Source organism: Huijunlia imazamoxiresistens (genome assembly GCF_037132455.1).
In the GTDB taxonomy this organism is placed as follows: Bacteria; Bacteroidota; Bacteroidia; order Chitinophagales; family Chitinophagaceae; genus Flavisolibacter; species Flavisolibacter imazamoxiresistens.
In genome coordinates, this window is the sequence record NZ_JBBBEI010000004.1 from 330,887 (window position 1) to 353,855 (window position 22,969).

At 58.0% G+C, this 22,969-nt stretch carries 20 protein-coding genes; 12 read left to right on the forward strand and 8 right to left on the reverse strand.

All coding sequences use genetic code 11. The features are described 5' to 3' along the window. The first annotated feature begins 158 nt into the window (after positions 1-158). Positions 159-611 (forward strand): IS200/IS605 family transposase, encoded by a 453-nt coding sequence (gene tnpA, locus V9K67_RS07100; protein ID WP_336721096.1) that lies wholly within the window; start codon positions 159-161, stop codon positions 609-611. A 225-nt stretch (positions 612-836) separates the two neighbouring features. On the opposite strand, the gene V9K67_RS07105 is transcribed toward tnpA, so the two are convergent. Next, positions 837-1,019 carry a hypothetical protein gene (locus tag V9K67_RS07105; protein ID WP_336721098.1) on the reverse strand — a complete coding sequence of 61 codons (183 nt, stop codon included), beginning with the start codon at positions 1,017-1,019 and terminating at the stop codon, positions 837-839. A 201-nt stretch (positions 1,020-1,220) separates the two neighbouring features. Between V9K67_RS07105 and V9K67_RS07110 the strand changes: the two genes are divergently transcribed. Continuing rightward, complete coding sequence (locus V9K67_RS07110) at positions 1,221-2,216, forward strand: ROK family protein (RefSeq protein ID WP_336721100.1); 996 nt, start codon at positions 1,221-1,223, stop codon at positions 2,214-2,216. Positions 2,217-2,546: 330 nt separating this feature from the next. Continuing rightward, positions 2,547-3,971, forward strand: a complete 1,425-nt coding sequence (locus tag V9K67_RS07115) for a glycoside hydrolase family 28 protein (RefSeq protein ID WP_336721101.1) — start codon at positions 2,547-2,549, stop codon at positions 3,969-3,971. Between the two features lie 4 nt (positions 3,972-3,975). Here V9K67_RS07115 and V9K67_RS07120 read toward each other — a convergent pair whose 3' ends face one another. Next, complete coding sequence (locus V9K67_RS07120) at positions 3,976-6,945, reverse strand: DUF6298 domain-containing protein (RefSeq protein ID WP_336721103.1); 2,970 nt, start codon at positions 6,943-6,945, stop codon at positions 3,976-3,978. Positions 6,946-7,148: 203 nt separating this feature from the next. On the opposite strand from V9K67_RS07120, the gene V9K67_RS07125 reads away from it, so the two are divergent. The 4 genes from V9K67_RS07125 (at position 7,149) to V9K67_RS07140 (ending at position 10,647) form a co-directional block, all read left to right on the forward strand. Beyond that, positions 7,149-8,444, forward strand: coding sequence for an acetylxylan esterase (locus V9K67_RS07125; RefSeq protein WP_336721104.1), 1,296 nt, complete (start codon positions 7,149-7,151; stop codon positions 8,442-8,444). A gap of 154 nt (positions 8,445-8,598) precedes the next feature. After that, positions 8,599-9,309: a dioxygenase family protein gene (locus tag V9K67_RS07130; protein ID WP_336721106.1), complete on the forward strand. Its 711-nt coding sequence runs from the start codon at positions 8,599-8,601 to the stop codon at positions 9,307-9,309. Between the two features lie 106 nt (positions 9,310-9,415). Continuing rightward, a complete protein-coding gene (locus V9K67_RS07135) occupies positions 9,416-9,940 on the forward strand; it encodes a hypothetical protein (protein ID WP_336721108.1) in 525 nt (174 codons plus the stop codon). 11 nt (positions 9,941-9,951) lie between these two features. Continuing rightward, positions 9,952-10,647, forward strand: a complete 696-nt coding sequence (locus V9K67_RS07140; protein ID WP_336721109.1) for a pirin family protein — start codon at positions 9,952-9,954, stop codon at positions 10,645-10,647. 28 nt (positions 10,648-10,675) lie between these two features. On the opposite strand, the gene V9K67_RS07145 is transcribed toward V9K67_RS07140, so the two are convergent. The 6 genes from V9K67_RS07145 to V9K67_RS07170 form a co-directional block, all read right to left on the reverse strand. Then, positions 10,676-11,443, reverse strand: coding sequence for an ABC transporter permease (locus tag V9K67_RS07145; protein ID WP_336721110.1), 768 nt, complete (start codon positions 11,441-11,443; stop codon positions 10,676-10,678). After that, a complete protein-coding gene (locus V9K67_RS07150; RefSeq protein WP_336721111.1) occupies positions 11,436-12,203 on the reverse strand; it encodes an ABC transporter ATP-binding protein in 768 nt (255 codons plus the stop codon). The genes V9K67_RS07145 and V9K67_RS07150 overlap by 8 nt, the downstream gene beginning before the upstream one ends. A gap of 33 nt (positions 12,204-12,236) precedes the next feature. Further along, positions 12,237-13,541: a nitrous oxide reductase family maturation protein NosD gene (locus V9K67_RS07155; RefSeq protein ID WP_336721112.1), complete on the reverse strand. Its 1,305-nt coding sequence runs from the start codon at positions 13,539-13,541 to the stop codon at positions 12,237-12,239. After that, entirely contained in the window at positions 13,538-14,560 is a 1,023-nt protein-coding gene (locus V9K67_RS07160; protein WP_336721113.1) for a nitrous oxide reductase accessory protein NosL, read from the reverse strand. The genes V9K67_RS07155 and V9K67_RS07160 overlap by 4 nt, the downstream gene beginning before the upstream one ends. Positions 14,561-14,635: 75 nt before the next feature. Continuing rightward, the gene (nosZ, locus tag V9K67_RS07165) at positions 14,636-16,630 is read right to left on the reverse strand and encodes a Sec-dependent nitrous-oxide reductase (protein WP_336721115.1); all 1,995 of its coding nucleotides are present in this window, start codon (positions 16,628-16,630) and stop codon (positions 14,636-14,638) included. A gap of 85 nt (positions 16,631-16,715) precedes the next feature. Then, entirely contained in the window at positions 16,716-17,171 is a 456-nt protein-coding gene (locus tag V9K67_RS07170; RefSeq protein WP_336721117.1) for a c-type cytochrome, read from the reverse strand. 160 nt (positions 17,172-17,331) lie between these two features. Between V9K67_RS07170 and V9K67_RS07175 the strand changes: the two genes are divergently transcribed. From V9K67_RS07175 to hemN, 5 genes are all read left to right on the forward strand, one after another. Beyond that, positions 17,332-17,799, forward strand: a complete 468-nt coding sequence (locus tag V9K67_RS07175; protein WP_336721119.1) for an RrF2 family transcriptional regulator — start codon at positions 17,332-17,334, stop codon at positions 17,797-17,799. A gap of 62 nt (positions 17,800-17,861) precedes the next feature. After that, positions 17,862-18,491 carry a hemerythrin domain-containing protein gene (locus V9K67_RS07180; RefSeq protein WP_336721121.1) on the forward strand — a complete coding sequence of 210 codons (630 nt, stop codon included), beginning with the start codon at positions 17,862-17,864 and terminating at the stop codon, positions 18,489-18,491. 189 nt (positions 18,492-18,680) lie between these two features. Continuing rightward, positions 18,681-20,261, forward strand: coding sequence for a sensor histidine kinase (locus V9K67_RS07185; protein WP_336721122.1), 1,581 nt, complete (start codon positions 18,681-18,683; stop codon positions 20,259-20,261). Then, positions 20,236-21,288, forward strand: a complete 1,053-nt coding sequence (locus V9K67_RS07190; protein ID WP_336721124.1) for a response regulator — start codon at positions 20,236-20,238, stop codon at positions 21,286-21,288. The genes V9K67_RS07185 and V9K67_RS07190 overlap by 26 nt, the downstream gene beginning before the upstream one ends. Positions 21,289-21,507: 219 nt before the next feature. Next, on the forward strand, positions 21,508-22,878 hold the full coding sequence (gene hemN, locus V9K67_RS07195) for an oxygen-independent coproporphyrinogen III oxidase (RefSeq protein WP_336721125.1): 1,371 nt from the start codon (positions 21,508-21,510) through the stop codon (positions 22,876-22,878). Positions 22,879-22,969 lie beyond the last annotated feature (91 nt).

Here is a 22,969-nt window from a genome sequence, read left to right on the forward strand (position 1 = left end):
GCGCCCTGTGCTGGGATATGGCGGCCTTTCAGGCTTAAAATCCAGTTTATTTCAGTCTGTTAGATGTGTCCTGGCGGCAGGCTTCAGGGGAGTATTCAGAGGAAGCCCTGAAAGGACATAATACGGTGTCTGGAAATATACATATAAATACTTTTAATATGTCACAGTCGCTTGTTAAAAACTACATCCACCTGATATTCAGTACCAAAAACCGCCAGCCGTTTATCAGTGAGCAGTTGCAACCGGAACTGTATCAATACCTCGGGGGTATTTGTAATAGCCTGGATTGTAAGCCGATAAAAATTGGAGGCTATATCGATCATGTGCACCTACTTTGCCTCCTGTCCAAAAAGATAGCCCTGGTTACTCTGTTGGAGGAAGTCAAAAGCCACTCCTCCAAATGGATAAAGACGAAAGGCGAGACGCTACGCCAGTTTTATTGGCAAAACGGGTATGGAGCCTTCTCCGTCAATCCAACAGAAGTAGATGTGGTCGTTGAGTATATTGAACATCAAAAAGAACATCACCGGGTAAAAACATTCCAGGAAGAATACCGGGCTTTTCTAAAAAAGTATCAAATGGAATACGATGAACGGTATGTCTGGGAGTAACAGGCGTGTTATTTTTGGGGGCGTTCCGTGGATGGTCTTGCGCCCTTACAGGGCTACGCGCTATAATCCTATTTGGTACTCCAGGGCTACGCCCTGGGCTGAGATATTACGCCCCGTTGGGGCTGCTTAACCGCCACGGACTTAGGCGAGCGGGAAAGCTAACCTGATGGAAAAAAAAGCCCGGTTATTCCTTCGAATAACCGGGCAAAAGCACAAATGAAAAAGTTAAATATCCAGGAAGGCGGTAACATAAAACCGTTCCGGTGAGGACGGGGCAGGATGGACCGCCTTACGTTTCCGGTATTTTTTGATCCGCTGCAGCCGTTGCGTGGCTTTCCAGCGGGTCTGCAGGCCCTTCAGGGGACTGAAAAAATTCAGGGGGAGTTTCCCGGCATATGGTACATACATAAGATTTCCGTTTAAAGGTGAACAATATTGCATCTCGATCCATATGGGGCGAACACCTATAACCCCTGGTTCAAAGACCGTACCATTGTTTAATCGTTTAAACAGTGGCCGGGACGCCCACCGCCACAGCAACCCGCCCTCCCGGTGCGCAATTTGCCCGATGCCCATTATCTTCAGCACCCGATTTAAAACTCAAAAGGAATGACGAATAACTCCCAACAGTACGCCATCGGCATAGACATCGGCGGTACTAATACCAAGTTCGGCCTGGTGGATCACCGCGGCGGCATCACCCACCAGGGAAGCCTTTCCACGGCCACCTTCTCAACGGCGGAAGCATTTGTGTACGCCCTGCATGCCGCCTTACTGCCAGCTATAAACGAATTAGGCATAGATGCCATTAAGGGCGTAGGCATCGGCGCCCCGAACGCCAACTATTACAACGGCTGCATCGAGCTGGCGCCCAACCTGCCCTGGAAAGGCGTGGTGCCCCTGGCCGCTCTGGTCCGCGAACGCTTCGGCCTGCCCTGTTCCCTGACCAATGACGCCAATGCCGCCGCGGTAGGGGAAATGATGTACGGAGCGGCCCGGGGCATGAACGACTTTATCGTCATCACCCTGGGCACCGGCGTGGGCAGCGGCATTGTCGTGGGCGGGCGCCTGGTGCTGGGCCACGACGGCTTTGCCGGCGAGCTGGGCCATACCATCATCCGTCCCGGCGGGCGGCCCCACTGGTCCAGCGGCCTGGTGGGCTCGCTGGAGGCCTATGCTTCCGCCACCGGCATTGCCCTGACCGGCCGGGAAATGCGGGAGCGGGAAGGCGACAACAGCCTGCTGCACCAGTTCGCTGCCGAAGCCATTGATTCCAAGGTGGTGTACGACTGCGCCCGCAAAGGCGATGGGGCGGCCCAGGAGGTATACCGCTTTACCGGCCAGGTGCTGGGCGAAGCGCTGGCCAACTTCGTGATGTTTTCCTCGCCCGAGGCCATTATCCTCTTCGGAGGGGTCACCAAGGCCGGCGACCTGATCATGAACCCGGTGCGCGAACACCTGGAAAAAAACCTGCTGCCCATTTTTCGCAAAAAGGTCCAGCTCCTGTTCAGCGAGCTGAAAGAGGCCGATGCCGCTATCCTGGGCGCCAGCGCCCTGGTGTGGGAAACCAAACGGGAAAGCCAGTATGCGGAAGCCAATCCTTGAGGATTATTGTTTGATTCTTAAGAAATTCTGAAGTGAAATTCTTATAAAATTCTGAAGAAGGAGTTGCCGGGTAGTTAAATAATGCACCCGTCTGTAATAAATTGTTCAAAAATTTCCCATTTAATAACAAATCCTCCTAATTTCGCAGTTCTCATAAGCAGTTAGTTTTGGTTGCGACCCCTGTTTCTACAGGGGTCTATCTTTTTTATACCCCCTTGTTCCCGGGTTTCAATGGTTTTCGCCGTTTGCCCACATTGCTTATCTTGTTCCCGGGGAAAGGGACAATTGCTGCCCCGGTGCTCCCCAACCACTACCCAACAAATTTGCCACATGGAAAAACGCAATTCGCGTCGCAGCTTTTTGAAGAAGGCCGGCCAATGCCTGCTGGTAGCCCCGGCGGCCGCTTCGCTGGTGGGCTGCAGCGCCTCCCGGAAAACATCCGGCAACAATGTCCCTGGTGCCGGTCAGCCGGCGGCTTCCGCCACAACCGGCCTCATCCTCAATATCCGTGACTTCGGTGCTACCGGCAACGGTACCACGAAAGATACCGCAGCTATCCAGCAGGCCCTGGACCGCTGCTGGGTGCTGGGCGGCGGCGAGGTGCGGGTGCCCGCCGGCAACTACCTGACCGGCGCCATCGCCCTGCGTTCCAATACCACCCTGCGCCTCGAAAAGGACGCCGTCCTCACCGGCACGCCGGATTTTTCCGACTACCCCATCATGCAGGTGCGCTGGGAAGGCAAGTGGATCCAGGGTTATACCGCCCTCATCTACGCCGTGGACGCCGACAACATCGGCATCGTGGGACCCGGTCGGATCATGGGCAACCATGCCCTCGGCGGCCGTCCCAATGCCCAGAACCCGCTGCGCCACCCCGCCCTGATCGAGCCTATAGGGTGCAGCAACGTGCGCTTCGAGGATTTCGCTACCGACTACCGCCTGATGTGGTCCATCCATCCCACCTACTGCACCAACGTGTTCATTAAGAACCTGACCATCCGCAGCACCGGTGGCAACGGCGACGGCATCGACGTCGATTCCTGCAAACACGTGCGCATCGACAACTGCGACATTGCCACCGGCGACGACTGCATTTCGCTGAAGTCGGGCCGCGGCATGGAAGCGTACACGCTGTTACGCACTACCGAGGACGTGCATATTTCCAACTGCACCTTTGCCGACTCCATCTTTGCCTGTATCGGCATCGGCAGCGAAACATCCGGCGGCATCCGCAACGTGCGCATCGAAAAATGCAAGTTCACCTATGCCAAGACGCATGCCGTCTACATCAAAAGCCGTCCCGGACGCGGCGCTTTTATCGAGGACATCGTGGTGGACGACATCGAGGTGTCGGGCATGGAGGGCGGCTTCCTGCGCTTCAATATCCTGGGTAGCGGCCTGCAGGACCAGGTGCCCGTGCCGGGACACGAAGGCATTCCCACCATAAAGAATTTTCATTTCTCCAACATCCGGGTAAAGGACGTGCCGGTGCTGGTGGAAGGTACGGCTATCCATCCCGACAAGCCGCTGGACGGCTTTTCCCTGGTAAATGTCAGCGGCACCTGCAAACAGGGCATTTCCCTGGCCAACATCAAAAACGCCCGCCTGCGCGGGATCGATGTCGCCGGGTACAACGGGCCGCTCCTGCGTATGCACAACGTTACCGGTAAAGGCCTGGAGGGAGCCGTCCGAATCGACAGTCCCAAGCTCCCCGATCCCGTGCCGCCCCAGGTGCCGCCCTATAAGCTGGGGTGAGGCCTCACCCTTTCAATAACAACAACCAACTGTCCCCTGTCGGCTTGCGCACAGGGGATTTCTTTTTCAGCTTACGGGGCAGGGTGGCAGGCATGGTCTTGCCGCTGCGCGGGTCGAACCAGGTGCCGGTAAACGCTTTCTTCGGCAGTTTTTTCAAAAAGCGGATATCCGTTCCCGTAAGTGAGTAGATCAATACGGTGCTTCTTTCCCCGTCGGCCAGCATCCAGTTGTTCGCGGCATCGGCCAGCTGACCGTCGCGGGGCAGCAGGTGCATCAGGCGCTCTTCCAGGTGCTGGCGGATAAAGGTGTCCAGGGCCTGGGCATCGACGATGCGCCCCTGGCGGTGGCCGGCAGCCGGGTTCAGCCGCAGCACCTGTGCCGCGCCGGCCATCAGGGCGGGAACCGGCCCCACCTCGTTGTGCCAGGCCACTACCGCCTTGTCGGGGTATCTGTCACGGTATTCGCGTACCTGGCGGTAGGCCTGCTGCGGCGTGGTGGCGTTGGGGAAGTCCACGGAGCGGCCGAACTTTTCGGTTACGTATTCCCGAAAGGCAAGGTTCTTGCCGCCGGCGGGCGCCCAGAGGGTGCCGTCGGGCAGGTACTGCCAGTACCGCATGTCGATGACGGCCACCTGGCGCGCCAGGGCGGGGTCGGCCAGGGTGGAGTCGGTGATGTCCTTGCTGGTGCCCAGCACGATGCGCACCTGCTGTCCCTGCCGCTGCTCCCATTCGGCTACCGTTTGCTGGAAGAACCGCTGGAAGGCCAGGGGACCGAAAAACTGGAAGCCGGTGCACAGCACCAGGTTGTCGCTACGGCCGATGCTGTCGAGCAGGTGCAGGATGTAGGAGCGGTGCAGCTCGCGCAGGGCCGGCTGGCGAATATCATAAAACTCGTTGGCCACGTGGATGCGGTGACTGCTGTCGAAGGGCGGCGGTTCGGGCAGGCCCGTAGCATTGATGTTGTTGGCGGGGCGCCAGGGAAAGTCCACCCAGTGGGGACCTACTTCCACCAGGTTGTGGTTGTTGTAGGCGTGGTGGTACAGCACCAGTCCTTCGGCGTCGGCCAGGGATGCAAACTGGCGCAGGCGGCTGAAGTACCAGGGGTTGAATTTCGTGAGGTCGTAGCGGCTCAGGCCGTCCCAGGCCGTGCCCTGCCCGCTGCGGGCCCAGGGCTGTTCCAGAAAAGGCGCCCATACGTTAGCGTCCATTCGCTGCTTCGTGGAGTGCTCGTCGCGGCGGCGGTCGTACCACAGCCCGAAGGGACCGCTCTGGTAAAAGGGCGTGCCCTGGGCTGTGGCCCTGCGGGCCAGTTGCGGCAGGTCCTCGGTCAGGCCCGTGCCCACCCGGCCGGGGATAAAGCGGGTAATGCTCCTGCCTCCATCGGGCGCCTGGGACGGGGCGGCAAAGCCCAGCCACCAGGCATCGTTTACCGCTCCGCCCCAGAGCGTTTTGCCGGCCACCACGAAGCGGCCGTTCACGATACGGAAGGGGTGCTTTTGCGCCGGGGGCAGGGGTGCCTGCTCGGGGATATTCGTTAAGGTAAAGGAGGGGAGGGCGGCCGTTGCCGCCGGCGATTGCCCGGGGGACGGCACGGCGGTGTATAAGGCCCACCCGGTCTCGCCCAGCCGTCTTCTCAGTTGGAATTCATAAAGGGATCCCGGCTCGTTTTGTACCAGCACCGGGGCCGTTTGGTGTCCTTTGGCCACGATAACCGATGCCGTACAATTGCGGACCACCGCGTTGGCGGCCGTCCAGCCGCCGCCCTGTACCCGCCCGGAATCGTAGGCCAGGCGCAGGGCGGCGCCCCCGATGCGTACGTCTTCGTACAAGATGCCGGAAGCCCAGCTTTCGAAGGCGCCGCTGGCGGCCAGGGCGTTGGTGGCGGTGCAGTGGCGGAACACGTTGGGACCGGCGGCCAGCAGCCCGGCGGCGAAGTCATTGAGGCCGCCATCGGCGGAGCAGTGCTGCACCAGCACCTGCTGGCCTTCGATCCAGAAGCTCAGGCGGCGGAAGCCCCCGGTTTCCGAAACCGGCTGTTCGTTGCGGCAGCCTTCCACGGTAATGCGCCGGCCGGCCGGGCCCACCCGTACCGCCGAGCCCGCAAAGTGGCGGGCCGTTACGTTATCCACCCAGGCGTCCTCGACCCGGTCGAGCAGGATGCCGAACCAGGCATGTTCCTCGTCCTTCGGGTTGGCCGGATTGTATTCGCTGCGCAGCTGCAGGTGCTCGATGCCGATGTTGCGTACCGGTCCGCCCCCTTCCACCTGGGCCACGGTGCCGCTGCCAAAGGCGTAGGCCAGGGCGGTGGTCAGCGGGGCGTCGAGCCGCAACAGGCCCTTGTCCCGGTCCACGGCCTCGATGGTGCGGTGCCACACCAGGTTGCGGGTGCCTGCCGGCCACAGGGCCTGCATCCCGATACTTTCGATCCATTCTTTGGTGGAGGGGCGGGTAATGGCAATGCGCTCGCCGGCGCGAAAGCCCCGGCTGTTGCCCACCGAAAGCACGCGGCTGCCGGCAGGCACCAACGGGTCGGTAACGGGTTCGGGGGCGCCCAGCCGGAGGGTATCGGCCGCACCGGCTTCAATCAGTGCACGGCGGCTGTTGCCGGTGGCTACCATAACGGTTGTGCTGTCGGGACTGCCCCGCAGCACCAGGCCGCTGACGTCCAGGCGCAGGCTGCCGGAAATGCGGAACACGCCAGCCGACAGTTGCAGGGCACCCCGGAAGCCGTCAGCCCCCAGGGGCTGGCGGGCCAGCTCGTTGAGGGCTGCCTGAAGCAGCCGCGTATCGTCGCCCCCCGTGGGACTCACCGACAACACGGCCGGCACCACGGGCAGCCGGACGCCGCCCCCGCCATAGCCGGCGTAGGAAAAGTCAATAGGGGAGGAGGTGGGCTGGGCCTCCGGGCAGAAAGGCGTAAACAGGCCGGCAAGCAGCGCCAGCAGGGCGAAGCAAACAAAGCGGGTGGGGCGCATAAGAAATGTAAAATGTAGAATATAAAATCTAAAATGTAAAATAAGGATATCAGCAGGTTTTACGGCCTTCTTTAATAATGCGGCTGCTCCTTTGCGGAAGGGCAGTTGGGCATTTTCCTTATTTTACATTCTAGATTTTATATTCTACATTTTACATTTCCTCCTCCTTTGCGCTTTATTTGCCAAAACTTTAATTACCCCGGATGAAAAGCGTTCTTCTTTCCCTCGTGCTTGCCTTTTGCGTTGCCGGAAGTGTTGCCGCCCAGGTGACCCCGGCCCCTATTAAACTGGTTGATTTTGTGCTGACCCCCGGTAAAAAAGACTGGAAGTATGCCGTCGGTGAAACGGCTTCGGTGCAGGTGACCGTGCTGCAATACGGCGTACCCCTGGACAGTGCCGTGGTGGCTTACGAACTGGGGCCGGAGCTGCTGCCGGCGGAAAAGAAGGGAACGCTGGTGTTGCCAAAAGGCACCGGTACCATCAGCCTGGGCACGAGCCGCCAGCCCGGCTTCCGCCAGCTGCAGGTGAAAACCACTGTTAAGGGAAAGACCTACAGCGACGAGGTAAAGCTGGCTTTTTCGCCCGAAAAGATCACGCCCACCGTGTCCCTTCCGGGCGACTTTACCCAATTCTGGGACAGCGCGAAGGCCGAGGCGGCCAAAGTGCCCATGGATGCGCGCCTCACCTTGCTGCCGCAATATTCCACCCCCACGGTGGACGTGTACCTGGTGAACCTGCAAAACTACAAGCCCGGCCAGCGCCTGTACGGTTTCCTGAGCAAGCCCAAAAAAGAAGGCAAATACCCCGTGCTGTTCTCCCCTCCGGGCGCCGGCATCAAGCCCTCCGCCCCCTTTACCACCTATGCCGATGCGGGCTACATTTCCTTCACCACCGAGATCCACGGCATTTCGCCACTGCTGGACGCCGACACCTATAAAAATATTAGCAATGCCTTTGGCGACTACTGGATGAACAAGCTCGATGACCGCGACAACTACTACTACAAGGGCGTATACCTGGGTTGTGTGCGGGCCATCGACTTTTTGTGCAGCCTGCCCGAGTGGGACGGCAGGAACGTGACGGTAACCGGTGGCAGCCAGGGTGGCGCCCTGACCATTGTAGCGGCCGCCCTCGACAAGCGGGTCACCTGCCTGGCCGCCTTTTATCCGGCCCTCTGCGATATCACCGGCTACCTGCACGGAAGGGCCGGCGGCTGGCCCCATATGCTGGGTCCCCGCTATGCCGCCATCAACAACACGCCCGCCAAGCTGCGCACCATCAGTTATTACGACGTAGTGAACTTTGCCCGCCAGCTCACCGTTCCCGGCTTTTACTCCTGGGGCTACAACGACCACACCTGTCCGCCCACCTCGGTCTATGCCGCCGTCAACAGCATCCGGGCGCCCAAGACCATCCTCATCACGCCCATCACCGGCCACTGGCGGTTCGAGGAAACCAATGCCGAGTCCCTGCAGTGGATGAAAAGCCAGTTAAAGTAAAGAAATGGAAAACGGCCCCTCCCGGGGCCGTTTTCCATTTACCGGCAGAAAGGTTCCATTCGTCGAGACATAGCCCGAAAGGCGGGAAATAGGATTAAACTTTACAGTACGCATCCGTCATAACCTCCGATACCCGCACTAAAAGAAAAACGCTATGGAAAGAAAACTCTTTTTACGCAACGGCCTGGCAGCCCTGGGCCTCGCCGCTCTCGGCCCCCTGGCCTCCGCCTGCAAAAAGGATTCGGAAACCACCGATTCCACTACGGGCACCACCTCCGGCTCCTGCACCGTTTCGCCCACCGAAACCGAAGGTCCCTTCCCGACCAAGTCGCCCTCCTCGCTGGTGACCAACGATATCCGCAGCGACCGCACCGGTGTTCCGTTTACCATCAGGATCAACATCCGCAATACGAAAAACGAATGCGCCCTGCTGGCAGGCGCCCTGGTGGACATCTGGCACTGCGACAAGGACGGCTATTATTCCGAGTACGGCGGCACGGGCATGCAGTCGGTGAATTTTACCGGCGTGCATTTTTTACGGGGCCGTCAAACCACCGATGCCAACGGCCAGGTGACCTTTACCTCCATCTTCCCCGGCTGGTATTCCGGCAGGGCCCCGCACATCCACGTGCACGTCTACAATGCCAGCGGCACGTCCCTGCTGGTCACGCAGATCGCCTTTCCCACCGACGTTTGCAACACGGTCTACACCACCGCCACGAACTATTATACCAAGGGCACCCAGGATACGTCCAATGCCCGCGACAACATTTTCTCCGATTCCCTTGCCACCGAGCTGGCCACCCTCACCGGCAGCGTATCCGCCGGCTACGTGCTGACGCATACCATTTTTGTGGCGGCCTGAGGAGAGAATAGGGAATTGGTAAATTAGTTAATTGGGATATTAGAGCCTTGAGTATTGGGGCTGGCCTGTTTGATTGTCCGTTATTAAAATCCGTATCATTTATACTATGCAAAAAGCCATAATCCGCCTGTGTTACCGCAAAGTGATTGACGCTGCGGCGAAAACCGCCTGGGAAAAGTATGTGTTCGAGGATACATATACTGAGTTCCGGTTGCAGGCGCAGTATTTTAACCAGGAGAAAAAGTACACGTCCTTCAGTGAGCTGGTAAGCCAGGTGCCCGGGGCCGACAAGCTGCATTTTTTGGTCAGTGCGGCGGTGACCGGCTACCTGCGGCAGTTGAACGGGATGGTGCCCGGCGTGCTGAACGTGCTGGGAAGGCAGTTCCTGCCTTTCCGTAATTTCAGGTTCGAGATCATCAACAGCGACCTCCGCGATAAGTCCAAGCACCAGGTGGCCATCAACTTTTACTCCGAGCCGCTGGTCTGGCACGACACCATCAACGACCAGTTGCTGGTGTCGATTCCCGACAAGAAGGAGGACGGCGAAACCCTGACGGAACTGTTTTCCCTGCAACCTTTTCTGAGTATTTACTCGCTGGTCCCCGGGACCGGCGAATTGGTAAACAAATGAACCCGTGAACCATGATAGCGCAATCCAACGCAAAGATCTTCCTTGCCCAGGAACGTGGGCATACCGAGTGCGAGTGGTTTCGTAGTTACCAGACCTTCTGCTTCGGCAACTACCAGAACCGGCACAAGGGGCCGTTCGGACCGCTGTATGTATGTAACGACGACACCTTGGCCGGCGGCCGCAAGCTGACCCTGCACGTGGAAGAGGATTCCACCCTGGTATTCGTTCCCTGCGTTGGCGCCCTTACGTATAGCGACAGCCATGGCCATACTACCTTTGCCGAAGCCGGCGAGACGCTGAAATGCGCCGTCCCGGCCGGTACCGTCATCGAAGTGCAGAACCCCTACGAAAGTGAATTGATCAATTTCCTGCATTTCTGGATCAAAGGTTTTCCGCAGGATGCGGTCCCCGGGCCGGAGGTGCATGCCTTTGATATTCAGAACAACCGCAACCGGTTGCAGGAGCTTTTCGCGCCGGATGGCCGGGTAAAAGGTTTTATCGGAAAGTTTGCCGGCCGCGAAGAATGGTTGTACCCGGTGAGCGAAAAAGGCAGGGGTGTATTTGCATTCGTATTGGAAGGCGCTTTCGAGGTGCAGTGCCGCCTGCTGGAAGCCTGCGACAGCCTGGCTTTGCAGGATGTCCGTGAAGTGGACATGGAAGCCCTGTCGAATGATGCTATTGTGTTATTGCTGGAGGTTGGATTTTGAGGAGCGCAGGGAAACAAATTCCGTGTACCTATAAATCCTTCTTTTTAAATGCCCTTACGGCCAGCCAGAGCGGGGTGGCCATCCACAGTAACAAGACTGCAGTTGTATACGCTACGCCAAAAGCGTTGCCGAAAAAATCTTTGTATAAGGCGCCGGTATAGCCCATAAGCGCACTCACGTCCATTTTCAGCATGATGGAAATCCGGCCCAGGTCCACGGGGTTCAGCGAGGACAGGAAGAGCGTGAGCTTTTCCAAAGGATAATCGGAGAACGCAAACAGGATCAGCAGCACCAGTCCATCATAAATAAGCGCGAAGTAAAACCAAAGCATCAGGGCGGCACCAATGCCGCGGGCCTTGTCGCGGGATTTGACGGAGGCATAAAATGCCAGCGAACTGAAAATGAACGTCAGCAGCACCCCGGTGGCCAGCAGCGACAGGCCGGTGGCATCGGGCTGGAACAGCAGCACGGGCATACCTACACCCACAAAAAAGGCAGCCGCCAGGGAGCCGGCCGTTCCCAGGTATTCACTCAATAAAATTCGGGTGCGGCTGACGGGCTGCGACAGCATCAGCTCGATAAACTCGTAGGAGTTGTAGTAATGAATCGTAGCGAACACCATGCTGACCAGCGGCACGACGATCAGCACGATATTCAACAGGCTGAGCAACGCCTTGCTGCCGCTGTCCTCCATCTGGAACAGGCTGACGGATACCACCGCCAGGAACAGGGTATATGCCAGGATGATGCGGCTGCGCAGGATGTCGGACAATACGTATCGGGAGATCTTAAGCATAAGAAATGTCTTTAGGCGTTAAGGAACGTTCGCGGGCCGGTGGCTTCATTTCAAAACCTTCTTTCATGATCCGGGCGATGGCCTTGCCCAGGCGGGCCTCGCCGGTCACGGCTTTCAGCCGTTCAATAGGCTCATAAAAGCGGAGACGGCCGTCCTGCAGGTACAACACGTCGGTGGTCAGTTCGTCGAGGTCGCTGAGCACGTGCGAGGTAAGGAGGATCAACTTTCCTTTGGCTTTTTCCTTCAGAATTTTCTCCTTCAAAATTTCGCTGGCCAGCGGGTCGAGGCCGGCGGTGGGTTCGTCCAGGATCAGCACGTCGGGGTTGAAGAGAAAGGCCAGCACGGCGCTCACTTTCTGGCGGGTGCCGCCCGACAGGCTGCGCATGGTTTTGTGCAGCAGGCCCTCCATGCCGTAGCGGTGGTACAACTCCTCGTCCAGGTTTTCCTCTTGCCGGTTGCGGATATCCTTGACCATGTTGATTACCTGACCGATCTGTATGTTGTCGGGGTAGCGGCCGATCTGCGGCATGTAGCCGATAGCGTCGCGGTAGGCCACCTGCCGGCTGATGGGCGCCTTATTGAAAAGGATCGTACCCGCATCGGGCTGCACCATGCCCAAAATAGACTTGATCAGCGTGGTCTTTCCCGACCCGTTCGGCCCCAGCAGCGACACCACCTGCCCCGGGGAAAAGGAGGCACTTACATCTTCCAATGCCGGCAGTCGCTTGAATCGTTTATAGAGGTGCGTTATTTCGATCATGGTAATAGCTTTAAATATGTTTAGTTTACGAGTTTACGGGTTTACGAGTTCCAAACGGGCGCCGGCAACTCGTAAACCCGTAAACTTGTAAACTCGTAAACTATCCTTCCACGCCCTCATCAGCGGCTTTTCATCTTTCAGCGCCTCGGGCGTGAGGGAGGGAAGCGCTTTCTCGGCCTTGTCCAGCAGCGACACCATGAAGGAGCGGAGCAGCAGCAGGCTGTTGGGGTTTTGCTCGATCACCGTCGCGTACAGGCTGACGGGGTGGTAGGGCACGTCGCCGGTGCCGTTGCGGTCCAGGTCATAGCCTTCGTATTTGTCCCAGTAGTTGTGTTCAAAATGGTTCAGCACCAGGTCGCCGTTGGTGGCGATGTCGAAGGTGTTACCCAAAAAATTGTTTTTGCGAAAATTGTTGTCGTTGCAGGAGGCCTGCACCCGGGCGGCCCAGCCGTTGCGATCGAAAACGTTTTGCTCCACCTGGATGCGGTTGGTGCCTTCGAGGTGAAGGCCTACGGTGTTGCGGAAAAAGAGGTTGCCTTCGATTTTGCTGTCGCTGATCTCCTTCAGCAGCAGGCCGTAGGCGGCAGCGCCCCAGTTGTTGCGAAAACGGTTGCGTTCCATGGTCACTGTTTTGGAGTACATCACCGCTACGCCGGCCCCGTTGTTTTCAAAAATGTTGTTCACGTAGCGGTCGTCGTTGGAGAACATGAAGTGGAGGCCGTAGCGGATGTTGCCTTCGCTGCGGTTGTCCTGTACCACCGAGGCGGAAACGAATTCGAAGTAGATGCCGTCGCGGTGGCCGCTGACGGTGTTGCCCTGCACCAGGGCGTCGGTGCACTTCCACAGGTGGATGCCGTTGCCGGTGGTCTGCTCGGTGCGGGTAAGGCCGGAGAGGCGGTTGTTGCGAATAGTGAAGTGGTCGCTGTTGGCTACGTGGATGCCGAAGTAGGCGCCGGTAATGCGGTTGTTTTCGATGGTGATGTCGGAGGCGTCGACCACCTTGATGGCGGCGTAGTCGTTCATGCTCGAGTAGCCCGAGTGGGCGAAGTGGAGGCCTTTGATGACGATGTGGCGGCCGCTGAGGGTGAGGAGTTCGTATTTGTCCGCCCCGTGCAGCAGGGGGTAGTCTTCGCCCAGGAGGGTGAGGGATTTGGTGATGACGGCGTTGTTCAGGTAGTATACGCCCTTGCGGATCCGCACCGTGTCGCCGTCGGCGGCTGCACCGATTGCCTGTCGGATGGTGGAGAAAGGCCCTGTGGGACTTACGGTCAGGGTGCGGGAGAGGGCCGGCAGGGTGGCGAGGAGGGCGGCCAGCAGCAGGAGCTTTTTCAGTATCATGGCCGGAAGGAGTTATAGAGCGTGTTCCAATCGGTTCTTTTTCCGCCGGTGGTTTGGGCGACAGTTGCGGCGGTGGCGGCATCCGCCAGGGCGGCGGTGTTGGCGTTCATGGGGCTGTGCAGCTGCCCGCCCTGCACATAGGCGGCGGTAGCGGCTTCCAGGAAGCGGTTGTCGTTTTTGAAATCCGCGACAAGGGTGCGGTCAATGTTTTCTGCTTTTATTTCGCCTTTTTTCAAAAAAGCGAGCAGGCAGTGCAGGTCGTCGAACTTGTAAATTTTGCCCTTGCGGGTAATGAGCTCCCCTCCGAAGCCGGGGGTGATGATCGTCATTTTGCAAAAATGGCAGCCGTCCTTGCCGTAGGCAAAGGGCTGGGGCCCGGTGGTACAGGATGGCAGCAGGAATAAAAGGAAAGGCAGTAGGGCGGCCGATTGCCGCCAGCGCAGCTGCCGGGCGGAATGCTTTTGTTTGAGGGTTTCCTTGATCCAGACGCCGAGCAGCACACCGAAGGCGGCCACGACGATCCAGCCGGCGGCGGCAGGGTAGGACCAGGCGTCGAAGTTCAATAATTGCTTGTGGCCGATCACGGGCGGCTGGTACGAGAAGCCCGGCACCTGTATGGCAGCGGCTGGGTCGAGGTGGTGGCCGTAGTCGTAGCCCCAGCGGTAAAAGTCGTAGAGAGCGGCGAGGCCGGCACTCACCAGCAGGCACAGGTAGGCGGACAGCAGCCGGCGGCTGTTGGCCAGCGCCGTCAGCAGTCCCAGCCCCACCAGGAAAGCGGCAGCATAAGGAAGGTAGGTGAATTCGGGGAACATGTCGGCGCTGATTTTTTTCATGCCGATGTAGTGATTGAGCCCGTTGATGGTGGACACGTCGCCGGTAATGCGGTTGAGCCAGATTTGGAGGCCCAGGCCTTCGGGGTATTGCGGCGCCGCCAGGTCGATCTTCCAGACCGGCAAAACGTAAGCGGCCGTCAGGGCCAGGGAGGCGGCGGCGATCAGGATGCGGGAGGTTCGGTTCATGGTGATTCGGTTGAGCGTGGGGAAAAGACCCGGCAGGTTTTTACAACCTGCCGGGTCGGGAGGCTGGATGCGGGCTTATTTTTTCACCGTGGCATCCGCGGCCGGTTCTTTTTTACCCGTGCCCCAGGTCAGGGGTACGTTGCTGCCGGCAGGGGATACCCGTACGTAGCCGGACATCTCCTGGTGCAGGGCCGAGCAGAAGTCGGTGCAGTAAATTGGAAAAACGCCGGTGCGGTCGGGCTGCCATTTTAGGGTCTGGGTTTCTCCCGGCATGATCAGGATCTCGGCGTTGTTGGCGCCTTTGACGGCAAAGCCGTGCGGAACGTCCCAGTCCTGCTCCACGTTGGTCACGTGGAAGTACACCGCGTCGCCCAGCTGCACCCCTTCGATGTTGTCGGGGGTGAAGTGCGAACGCACGGCGGTCATGTACACGTGCACTTCTTTGCCCTTGCGTTCCACCTTGACTGCATTGTCGCCAAGGGTGGCATAGGGGTGCTGGTTCTCTTCGATCTTATAGATCTTCTGGCTGTTCTTCATGATCAGCGAGGCCGGGATGGCTTCGGCATAGTGCGGCTCGCCCACGGTAGGGAAGTCGAGCAGCAGCTTCATCTTCTCGCCGCTGATGTCGTAGAGCTGGGCGCTCTGGGTCAGCTCGGGACCCGTGGGCAGGTAGCGGTCCTTGGTGATCTTGTTGTAGGCGATCACGTATTTGCCCCAGGGCTTTTTGGTGGGTCCGCCCGGTACGCACAGGTGGCCGATGGAATAGTAGGTCGGTACGCGGTCCAGCACCTTCAGGGTCTTGATGTCCCATTTCACGATCTCGGAGGAAACGAAGAAGGAGGTGTAAGCGTTGCCCTTGCCATCAAACTCGGTATGCAGGGGGCCGAGGCCGGGTTTCTGCACTTCGCCGTGCAGCACCGATTCGTATTTCAATACAGGGATGCCGTCGTAATTGCCGTCGTAGTTGCGGCCGGCGATGGCCTGCTGGATTTTGGCAAAGGAAAAAACGGGGATCACCGCCGCCAGCTTGCCGCTGCCGATGATGTACTCGCCGGAGGGGTCGGTATCGCAGCCGTGGGGCGACTTCGGACAAGGCATCAGGTACACCACGTCCTGCAGCTCTTTGGGGTCCAGCACCAGCACTTCCTTTTCGATGGTGGAGGTGGCGGTATGGGTTTTCTCGTTCAGCACGTTGTGGGCATAGGTCACCGGCACTTTTTTGCCCTTGCCCGCCCGGGCGTACTCCTGCGCCTTTTTCCAGTTCACGGCCATGATAAAGTCCTTGTCCTTGGCACTGGCATTCACTTCCAGCAGGGTGTTGGCCTTTTCGGAATTGTAGCAGCTGAAGAAGAACCAGTCTTTGGAGGCGCCTTTGCCGGCCCGCGCCAGGTCGAAGTTGATACCCGGGAGCAGCAACTGGAAGTCGATGCTCAGGCGGCCGGTTTTGGGATCCACGGCAATAAAGCTCACGGTACCCTTGAAGTTTTCCTTGTAGGTGGAGATGGGCACGTCGGTTTGGTTGCCCACCGGAACGCTGAAGCGGGTGCCTGCCACCACGTACTCGGTGTTTTCGGTAATAAAGGGCGAGGAGTGGTTGCCGGCGCTGTTGGGGATCTCGATGATCTCCTCGGTGCGGAAGGTGGAGAGGCTGACCCGCCCGATGCGGGGGGTGTTGTTGGCGTTGCCAAACGCCCAGCGGCCGTCGTGCTCGCCGTTGGTGGTGGACAGGGCGATGTGGTGGAGGTCGTCCCAGGGCACGAAGCCGTGGGAGGTATTGAGCATGGCTTTGGATTCTTCGCTGAAGCCGTAGCCGTTCTCGGGATGCTGGGAAAATACGGGGATGATACGGAACATGCGGCCGGAGGGGATGCCGTAAATGCTCATCTGGCCGTTGAAGCCGCCGGAAACGACGTTGTAGAATTCGTCGTACTTGCCCGGCGCCACGTACACTTTTTCAGCCGCATCGCTGCTGGCGGCATTGCCGGCCGCTTTTGTTTTGCAGCCGGCAATCCCACCGGCCATTATTGCCCCGGCCGCGGCCAGAAACAGGGTGGTTTGAATTTTTCTCATGTGAAACTTTTTGATGGTGAACTTGTGAACTGGTGAAAGCAGGCGTCAGCCAACTCAGGAACTCAGGAACTCAGAAACTCAGAAACTATTTCTCCCCGTCATTGGAGCGCATAAACTCGAGCACTTGCCGCGCTTCATCTTTGGTGAGGTTCTGGTTGGGCATGCGCACCAGCAGTTCTTCCAGCAGTTTTTGGGCGTCGGGGTCGGTGTTCAGCATGGCTTCGGGGTCGAGGATCATGCCCATGATCCATTCGGGCTTTCGTTTTTTGGTCACGTCCTTCCATCCGGGGCCTACCAGCTTCTCGTCGGTCAGCTTGTGACAACTCTGACATTTCAGGTCGTAAATACTTTTACCCGCGTTCACCCAGGCGGTGTTCAGCGGGGAGCTGAGGGTAACGGCTTCCAGTTTAGGAGCGGTGGCGGCCGGCGCTTCGGCAGCAGGTTCGGACCCGGCGGCTGGCTGCGCATTGTTGCTTCCGCAGGAAGCCAATAGCGCTGTTCCAGCCAGCAGCAGAGCGGCAGCAATGTTGATTTTATTCATGTGTAAAAAGTTTAAGAGGTGTTAAATGTCCCGGACGATCCAAAAGTATTCCGGCTGCCGGCCCGCCATCAGTGAGTAGCCTCACAGTCGGGGATGATCTTCGTCAGGTTATGGCCGCAGGGGTATTAATACTTTTGAGTACAATTCAAATTGTACCAATATGATGTTCTCTAAATCCTTTGGGTATTCCGTTCGCGGCATGTTATATATAGCGCTGATGCAGGACGAGAAGGTGCGGGTGCACGCCGAAGAAGTGGCTGGTGAGCTGGGCGTGCCCAAACCCTATATGAGCAAGATCCTCAAGACCATGGTGAAAGAAGGCCTGCTGCTTTCGGTAAAGGGCCCCCAGGGCGGCTTTGGGGCCAGCCAGCGTACCCTGGAGACCACCCTGATGGATATTTTTAAGCTGACCGACGGCCTGGGATACTTCAACCGCTGCGCCCTGCGGATGGACGAATGCAGCTCGAAAAACCCCTGCCCGATGCACGTGCATTTCGAGCAGGTGAAGTCGAGCCTGCGCCACCGCCTGGAAACCACGACCATCGGCCAATTGATCACCGGCAACAAGGCGGAATTCATCAGGAGCATCGCTTCCCTGAATTTCGAGGTGGGCGGTGTGCTGGTGTAAGTCCCGTTAACGTACAGCGGTCCCGGCCCGGTGCCGGCCGTTTCCCCCTTAACCTATTAACTATGGAACCGAAAGTAAAAGCAGGAACGCTAGCGGATATCGTGCGCAGGGACGTGAATGAACCGGAAGGCGCCCCCCGGCGGGTGACCCTGCCCGGCGCCATTGATTTCAACGACTGGTCTATCGAGTTCCTGATCGAGTATATCGTCAATATTTACCATGCTTCCCTGAAGCGCCTCCTCCCGCTGTTGAATGCCGAGGCGGCCGCTTTTGCCGGCAACCACGGCGCTCCTTATCCCCATGCCCCGAAGCTGGCCCAGGTGCTGGGCGAGCTGTCGTCGCTGCTGCTGGAGCATATGGCCAAGGAGGAGGACAGCCTGTTTCCTTACCTGCGGCAGATCTCCTCTACCCACAAGCGCCGGGAAACCTACGGCAGCCTGTTTGTGCGCACGCTCAGCAAGCCCCTGGACCAGATCAAAAAGCTGGAACATACCCACATCTCGGCCCTTCTGGACCAGCTGCGCCGCCTCACCGGCAACTACCAGTTCGCCGCCGACGCCCCCGCCGCCTACCGCCAGCTGCTGCAACAGCTCCGGGAACTGGACGCCGACCTGGTACAGCACAAACACCTCGAAAACCACATTCTTTTCCCCAAAGCGATGGTCCTGGAGAAGGAGTTACTCCAACTGTAGCAGTTTACGGGTTTACGGGTTAAGTTCCTGAGTTTCTAAGTTCCTGAGTTCCTGGGTTGGCGTTACTCCGGAAGAAGCAGCCTCCGGGCTGGGTCAAACCCGTGCACCCCTAACTCAGGAACTCAGAAACTCAGGAACTTAACCCGTAAACCCGTAAACTTGTAAACTCGTAAACTCACAAAAAGAACAATGCCTCAATTAAGCAGTAAAGCGGCGACCATTTACGCCGTCCTGGTGTTTGTCTTTACCCTGGTGGTCAGTTTCCTGTTGCCGGGGTACACCATTACGCTGAGCGGCCTGCTGATCGTCATCTTCCTGTCGGTTTTTGTGCAGGACCAGCGCTCCACCATCATTGCCGGCGTCGTCAGCAGCATCGTCATCGGCCTGCACCTGTGGATGGCCTTTTCACAGGGCGCCTACCAGCCGTGGACCGAATTTTTCTTCATGCTCCTCCTGGCTTTTTTTACCACCCTCATTGTGCTGTACATCAAGGGACTGATCCGCAACATGCAGTTCGACAAATCGCACATGACCTCGCTGTTTGAAAACGCTACCGAGGGCATTTTGCTCACCAACGAAAAAGGGACGATCATCCTGGCCAACCCGGCGGCCTGCAAAATGTTCGGCTACGAAGGCAGCGAGCTGATCGGCCTGATGGTCGACGCCCTCATTCCCAAGCGCTACCGGGCCGGCCACGTACACCTGCGGGAAGGCTTTTACCACCACCCCCAAAACCGCGAAATGGGCTCGGGCCGCGACCTTTACGGCGAGCGCAAGGACGGCCACAACTTCCCCGTGGAGGTGAGCCTGAGCGTGTACCGCCAACAGGCGCAAACCTTTGTCATCGCCTTCGTGGTGGACATTACCCACCGCAAGGAGATCGAAGGCAGCATGATCCAGCAGCAGCAGCAGCTGGAAAAAGTGTCGCACCAGCTGCGCAAGCTCAATGCCGAGCTGGAAGCCAAGGTGGAGGAACGGACCATCATCCTCAAAGAAGCCCTGCAGCGCCTGGAGGAATCGCAGGCCGAGCTGAGCGAAGCCCTGGACAAGGAGCGCCAGCTCAACGAGATCAAGAGCCGCTTTGTGTCCATGGCCTCCCACGAGTTCCGCACCCCCCTGAGCGCCGTGCTGTCCTCCGCCTCCCTTATTGCCAAGTACACCACCACCGAGCAGCAGGACCGGCGTGACAAGCACATCAACCGCATCAAGGATTCCGTCAAGCACCTCAACGACCTGCTGGAGGACTTCCTGTCGCTGGGTAAGCTGGACGAAGGCAAGATTGGCGCCAGCCCCTCACCCTTCAACCTGGCCGAGACCATCCGCGACACCATCGACGACATGAAGGGCATCCTGAAGCAAAGCCAGCAGATCAGCTACGAGCACGAGGGCCCCGAGCTGGTGTACAGCGATAAAAAGCTCCTGAAAAACATTATGATCAACCTGATCAGCAATGCCGCCAAGTTCTCGCCCGAGGACGGCGCCATCCGGGTCAAAAGCCGCACCGAAGGGGAGCAGGCCACCGTATCGGTGCAGGACCAGGGCATCGGCATTTCCGAGGAAGACCAGGAGCACCTGTTCTCGTCCTTCTTCCGCGGCAAGAACGCCCTGAACATCCAGGGCACCGGCCTGGGCCTCCATATTGTAAAACGCTACCTTGAGCTGATCGACGGAAATATTAAATTGCACAGCAGGCTGGGCGAAGGCACCACCTTTACTTTTTCCTTACCGGTAAATCCGAAAAATAATGCAGAAAACTATCCTGGTAATTGACGACAATAACGACCTGAGAGAAAATACCGCCGAAATCCTGGAACTGGCCGGCTACAAGACGGTGACGGCGGAAAACGGCAAACGCGGCGTGGAGGCGGCCATCCGGGAAAAGCCCGACGTGATCGTGTGCGATATCATGATGCCCGAGCTGGACGGCTACGGCGTGCTGCACCTGCTGCGCAAAAATGCCGGCACCCAGGACATTCCCTTTATCTTCCTCACCGCTAAGACCGAACGCAGCGACTTCCGCAAGGGCATGGAAATGGGCGCCGACGACTACGTGACCAAGCCCTTCGAGGATATCGAACTGCTCAACGCCATTGAGATCCGCCTGAAGAAGACGGAGATCCTGGAAAATAAATACGCCTCTTCGCCCCAGGGCCTGACGCAGTTCGTGCACGACGTCAAAAGCGCCGGCTTCCTGAAGCAGCTGTCCGACCAGTACGACGTGGAGCATTTCAACAAAAAGCAGGTGCTTTATTCCGAAGGCAAACGTCCCCGCTTCCTGTACTATTTGGTGAGCGGCAAGGTCAAGGCGTTCAAGATCCACGAGGATGGCAAGGAATACATTACCGACCTGTTCAGCGCCGGCGACTTTATCGGCTACTCGGCCCTGATCGAGGACAAGAACTACGACGACAACGCCTCGGTGCTCGAGGATGCGGAGATCATGCAGATCCCCCGCGACGAGTTTTTGCAGATGGTGTACGGCGACATCAACATCGCCGCCAAGTTCATTCATATCGTGACGCAGAACGTCAAGGACAAGGAGGAGCGCCTGCTGAACCTGGCCTACAGCTCGCTGCGCAAGCGGGTGGCCAAGGCGCTGGTGGACATCCATTCGAAGTTCAATGCCCGCAATACGCCCATCGAGATCTCCCGCGACGACATCGCCCAGTACGTAGGCACCGCCACCGAATCGCTGATCCGCACCCTGAGCGATTTCAAGGAAGAAAAACTGGTGGAGATCAAAAGCGGCAAGATCATCGTCACCAATCCCGATAAGCTCAAAAACTTGTTATACTAAGAACAGTTTACGAGATTACGGGTTTACAAGTTTACGAGTGGTTTCCAGGCCTGGCAGGTTATTTAAGCTTGCCAGGTTTTTTGTTTTTGTAAACCATGATCAATGACCAATGCCCCTTGACTAAAAAGATGCTCAGGTCACTTTAAACAATGATAAATGTTTGCAGGGGCGTTAACCTGCATCAGCTTTCACCGGGAGGCTTCTGTTTAGCTTTGAACCATGATGCCCACCGTAGCGATAAACCCCCTGCTGATCCGGAAATACAACCTGCCGGTACCCCGATATACCAGTTATCCCACCGTTCCGTTCTGGAACGAGCACCTGGAAACGGACACCTGGCGGTCGCTTTTCAGCCGGCGCTTTCATGAGCAGAACCACACCAACGGCATCAGCCTGTACATTCACCTGCCCTTTTGCGAGTCGCTCTGCACCTATTGCGGGTGCAACAAGAAGATCACCACCAACCACAAGGTGGAGGAGGAATACCTGCTGGCAGTGGAGAAAGAGTGGAAGCTGTATCGCAAGTTGATGCAGCAGACCCCCGTGATCCGCGAACTCCACCTGGGCGGCGGTACCCCCACCTTTTTTTCGCCCCAGAACCTGGAGCGCCTGATCAAAACCATCCTGAAAGGCGCCATCGTGCATCCCCAGCGGGAGTTCAGCATCGAAGGCCATCCCAATAACACCACCACCAAACACCTGGAAACCCTCTATAACCTGGGCTTCCGCCGCATCAGCTACGGGGTGCAGGACAACGATCCCGAGGTGCAAAGGGTCATCAACCGCCACCAGCCCTTCGAGCGGGTGAAAGTAGCCACGGAGGAGGCCCGCCGCATTGGCTTTACCTCGGTCAACTTCGACCTGATCTACGGATTGCCCTTGCAAACCCTGGAAAGCATCGAGCGCACCTTTAGGCAAGTGATTGAGCTGAAGCCGGACCGCGTAGCCTTTTACAGCTATGCCCACGTACCCTGGACCAGCAGGGCCCAGCGCCTGTTCGACGAAAGCCACCTGCCCGGTCCGGAGACTAAGGTGCAGCTGTACCTGAAAGGAAAGGAGCTGCTGTTGCAGGAAGGTTATTCCGATATCGGCATGGACCATTTCGCCCTGCCCCACGACTCCCTGTACGCCGCCCGGGAGGAGGGACGCCTGCACCGCAACTTTATGGGCTATACCACTCAAAATTCCGGCCTGTTGCTGGGACTGGGCGTCTCCAGCATCTCCGATGCGGGCTATGCCTTCGCGCAAAATGAAAAAGCCCTGCACGACTATTATGCCGCTATTGAAGCGGGCAAGCTGGCCATCAGCAAAGGCTATGCGCTGAACGTGGAGGATTGCTCGTTCCGCCAGTATATCCTCGACATCAGCTGCCGGGCAAGGACGGTCTTCCATCCTGCCGACCTGCCCCTGCTGCGGGAGCATACCTTTCCGCAACTGGAAAGCCTGGCGACCGACGGCCTGGTGGAATGGAATGAGGAAGGCGTGACCCTTACGCCGGAAGGCCATTATTTTATCCGCAACTGCTGCAGCGCTTTCGACCTGTACCTGGCGAGGAGCGGGAAGCGGCCGTCGTTCAGTAAGGCCATTTAAAGAGTTTACGAGTTTACGGGTTTACGCGTTTACAAGTTGGTTTCCAGGTTCCGGAGGGTTGTTGTTCGGAGGTTTTGGAAACCATCTTTTT

Coding starts and splice junctions, on each gene's coding strand:
- V9K67_RS07175 (WP_336721119.1), top strand. CDS start 17,332: ATGATGTTCTCTAAATCCTTTGGGTATTCCGTTCGCGGCATGTTATAT.
- V9K67_RS07180 (WP_336721121.1), top strand. CDS start 17,862: ATGGAACCGAAAGTAAAAGCAGGAACGCTAGCGGATATCGTGCGCAGG.
- V9K67_RS07190 (WP_336721124.1), top strand. CDS start 20,236: ATGCAGAAAACTATCCTGGTAATTGACGACAATAACGACCTGAGAGAA.
- tnpA (WP_336721096.1), top strand. CDS start 159: ATGTCACAGTCGCTTGTTAAAAACTACATCCACCTGATATTCAGTACC.
- V9K67_RS07115 (WP_336721101.1), top strand. CDS start 2,547: ATGGAAAAACGCAATTCGCGTCGCAGCTTTTTGAAGAAGGCCGGCCAA.
- V9K67_RS07110 (WP_336721100.1), top strand. CDS start 1,221: ATGACGAATAACTCCCAACAGTACGCCATCGGCATAGACATCGGCGGT.
- V9K67_RS07130 (WP_336721106.1), top strand. CDS start 8,599: ATGGAAAGAAAACTCTTTTTACGCAACGGCCTGGCAGCCCTGGGCCTC.
- V9K67_RS07120 (WP_336721103.1), bottom strand. CDS start 6,945: ATGCGCCCCACCCGCTTTGTTTGCTTCGCCCTGCTGGCGCTGCTTGCC.
- V9K67_RS07150 (WP_336721111.1), bottom strand. CDS start 12,203: ATGATCGAAATAACGCACCTCTATAAACGATTCAAGCGACTGCCGGCA.
- hemN (WP_336721125.1), top strand. CDS start 21,508: ATGATGCCCACCGTAGCGATAAACCCCCTGCTGATCCGGAAATACAAC.
- V9K67_RS07105 (WP_336721098.1), bottom strand. CDS start 1,019: ATGTATGTACCATATGCCGGGAAACTCCCCCTGAATTTTTTCAGTCCC.
- V9K67_RS07160 (WP_336721113.1), bottom strand. CDS start 14,560: ATGAACCGAACCTCCCGCATCCTGATCGCCGCCGCCTCCCTGGCCCTG.
- V9K67_RS07125 (WP_336721104.1), top strand. CDS start 7,149: ATGAAAAGCGTTCTTCTTTCCCTCGTGCTTGCCTTTTGCGTTGCCGGA.
- V9K67_RS07145 (WP_336721110.1), bottom strand. CDS start 11,443: ATGCTTAAGATCTCCCGATACGTATTGTCCGACATCCTGCGCAGCCGC.
- V9K67_RS07135 (WP_336721108.1), top strand. CDS start 9,416: ATGCAAAAAGCCATAATCCGCCTGTGTTACCGCAAAGTGATTGACGCT.
- V9K67_RS07155 (WP_336721112.1), bottom strand. CDS start 13,541: ATGATACTGAAAAAGCTCCTGCTGCTGGCCGCCCTCCTCGCCACCCTG.
- V9K67_RS07170 (WP_336721117.1), bottom strand. CDS start 17,171: ATGAATAAAATCAACATTGCTGCCGCTCTGCTGCTGGCTGGAACAGCG.
- V9K67_RS07140 (WP_336721109.1), top strand. CDS start 9,952: ATGATAGCGCAATCCAACGCAAAGATCTTCCTTGCCCAGGAACGTGGG.
- V9K67_RS07185 (WP_336721122.1), top strand. CDS start 18,681: ATGCCTCAATTAAGCAGTAAAGCGGCGACCATTTACGCCGTCCTGGTG.
- nosZ (WP_336721115.1), bottom strand. CDS start 16,630: ATGAGAAAAATTCAAACCACCCTGTTTCTGGCCGCGGCCGGGGCAATA.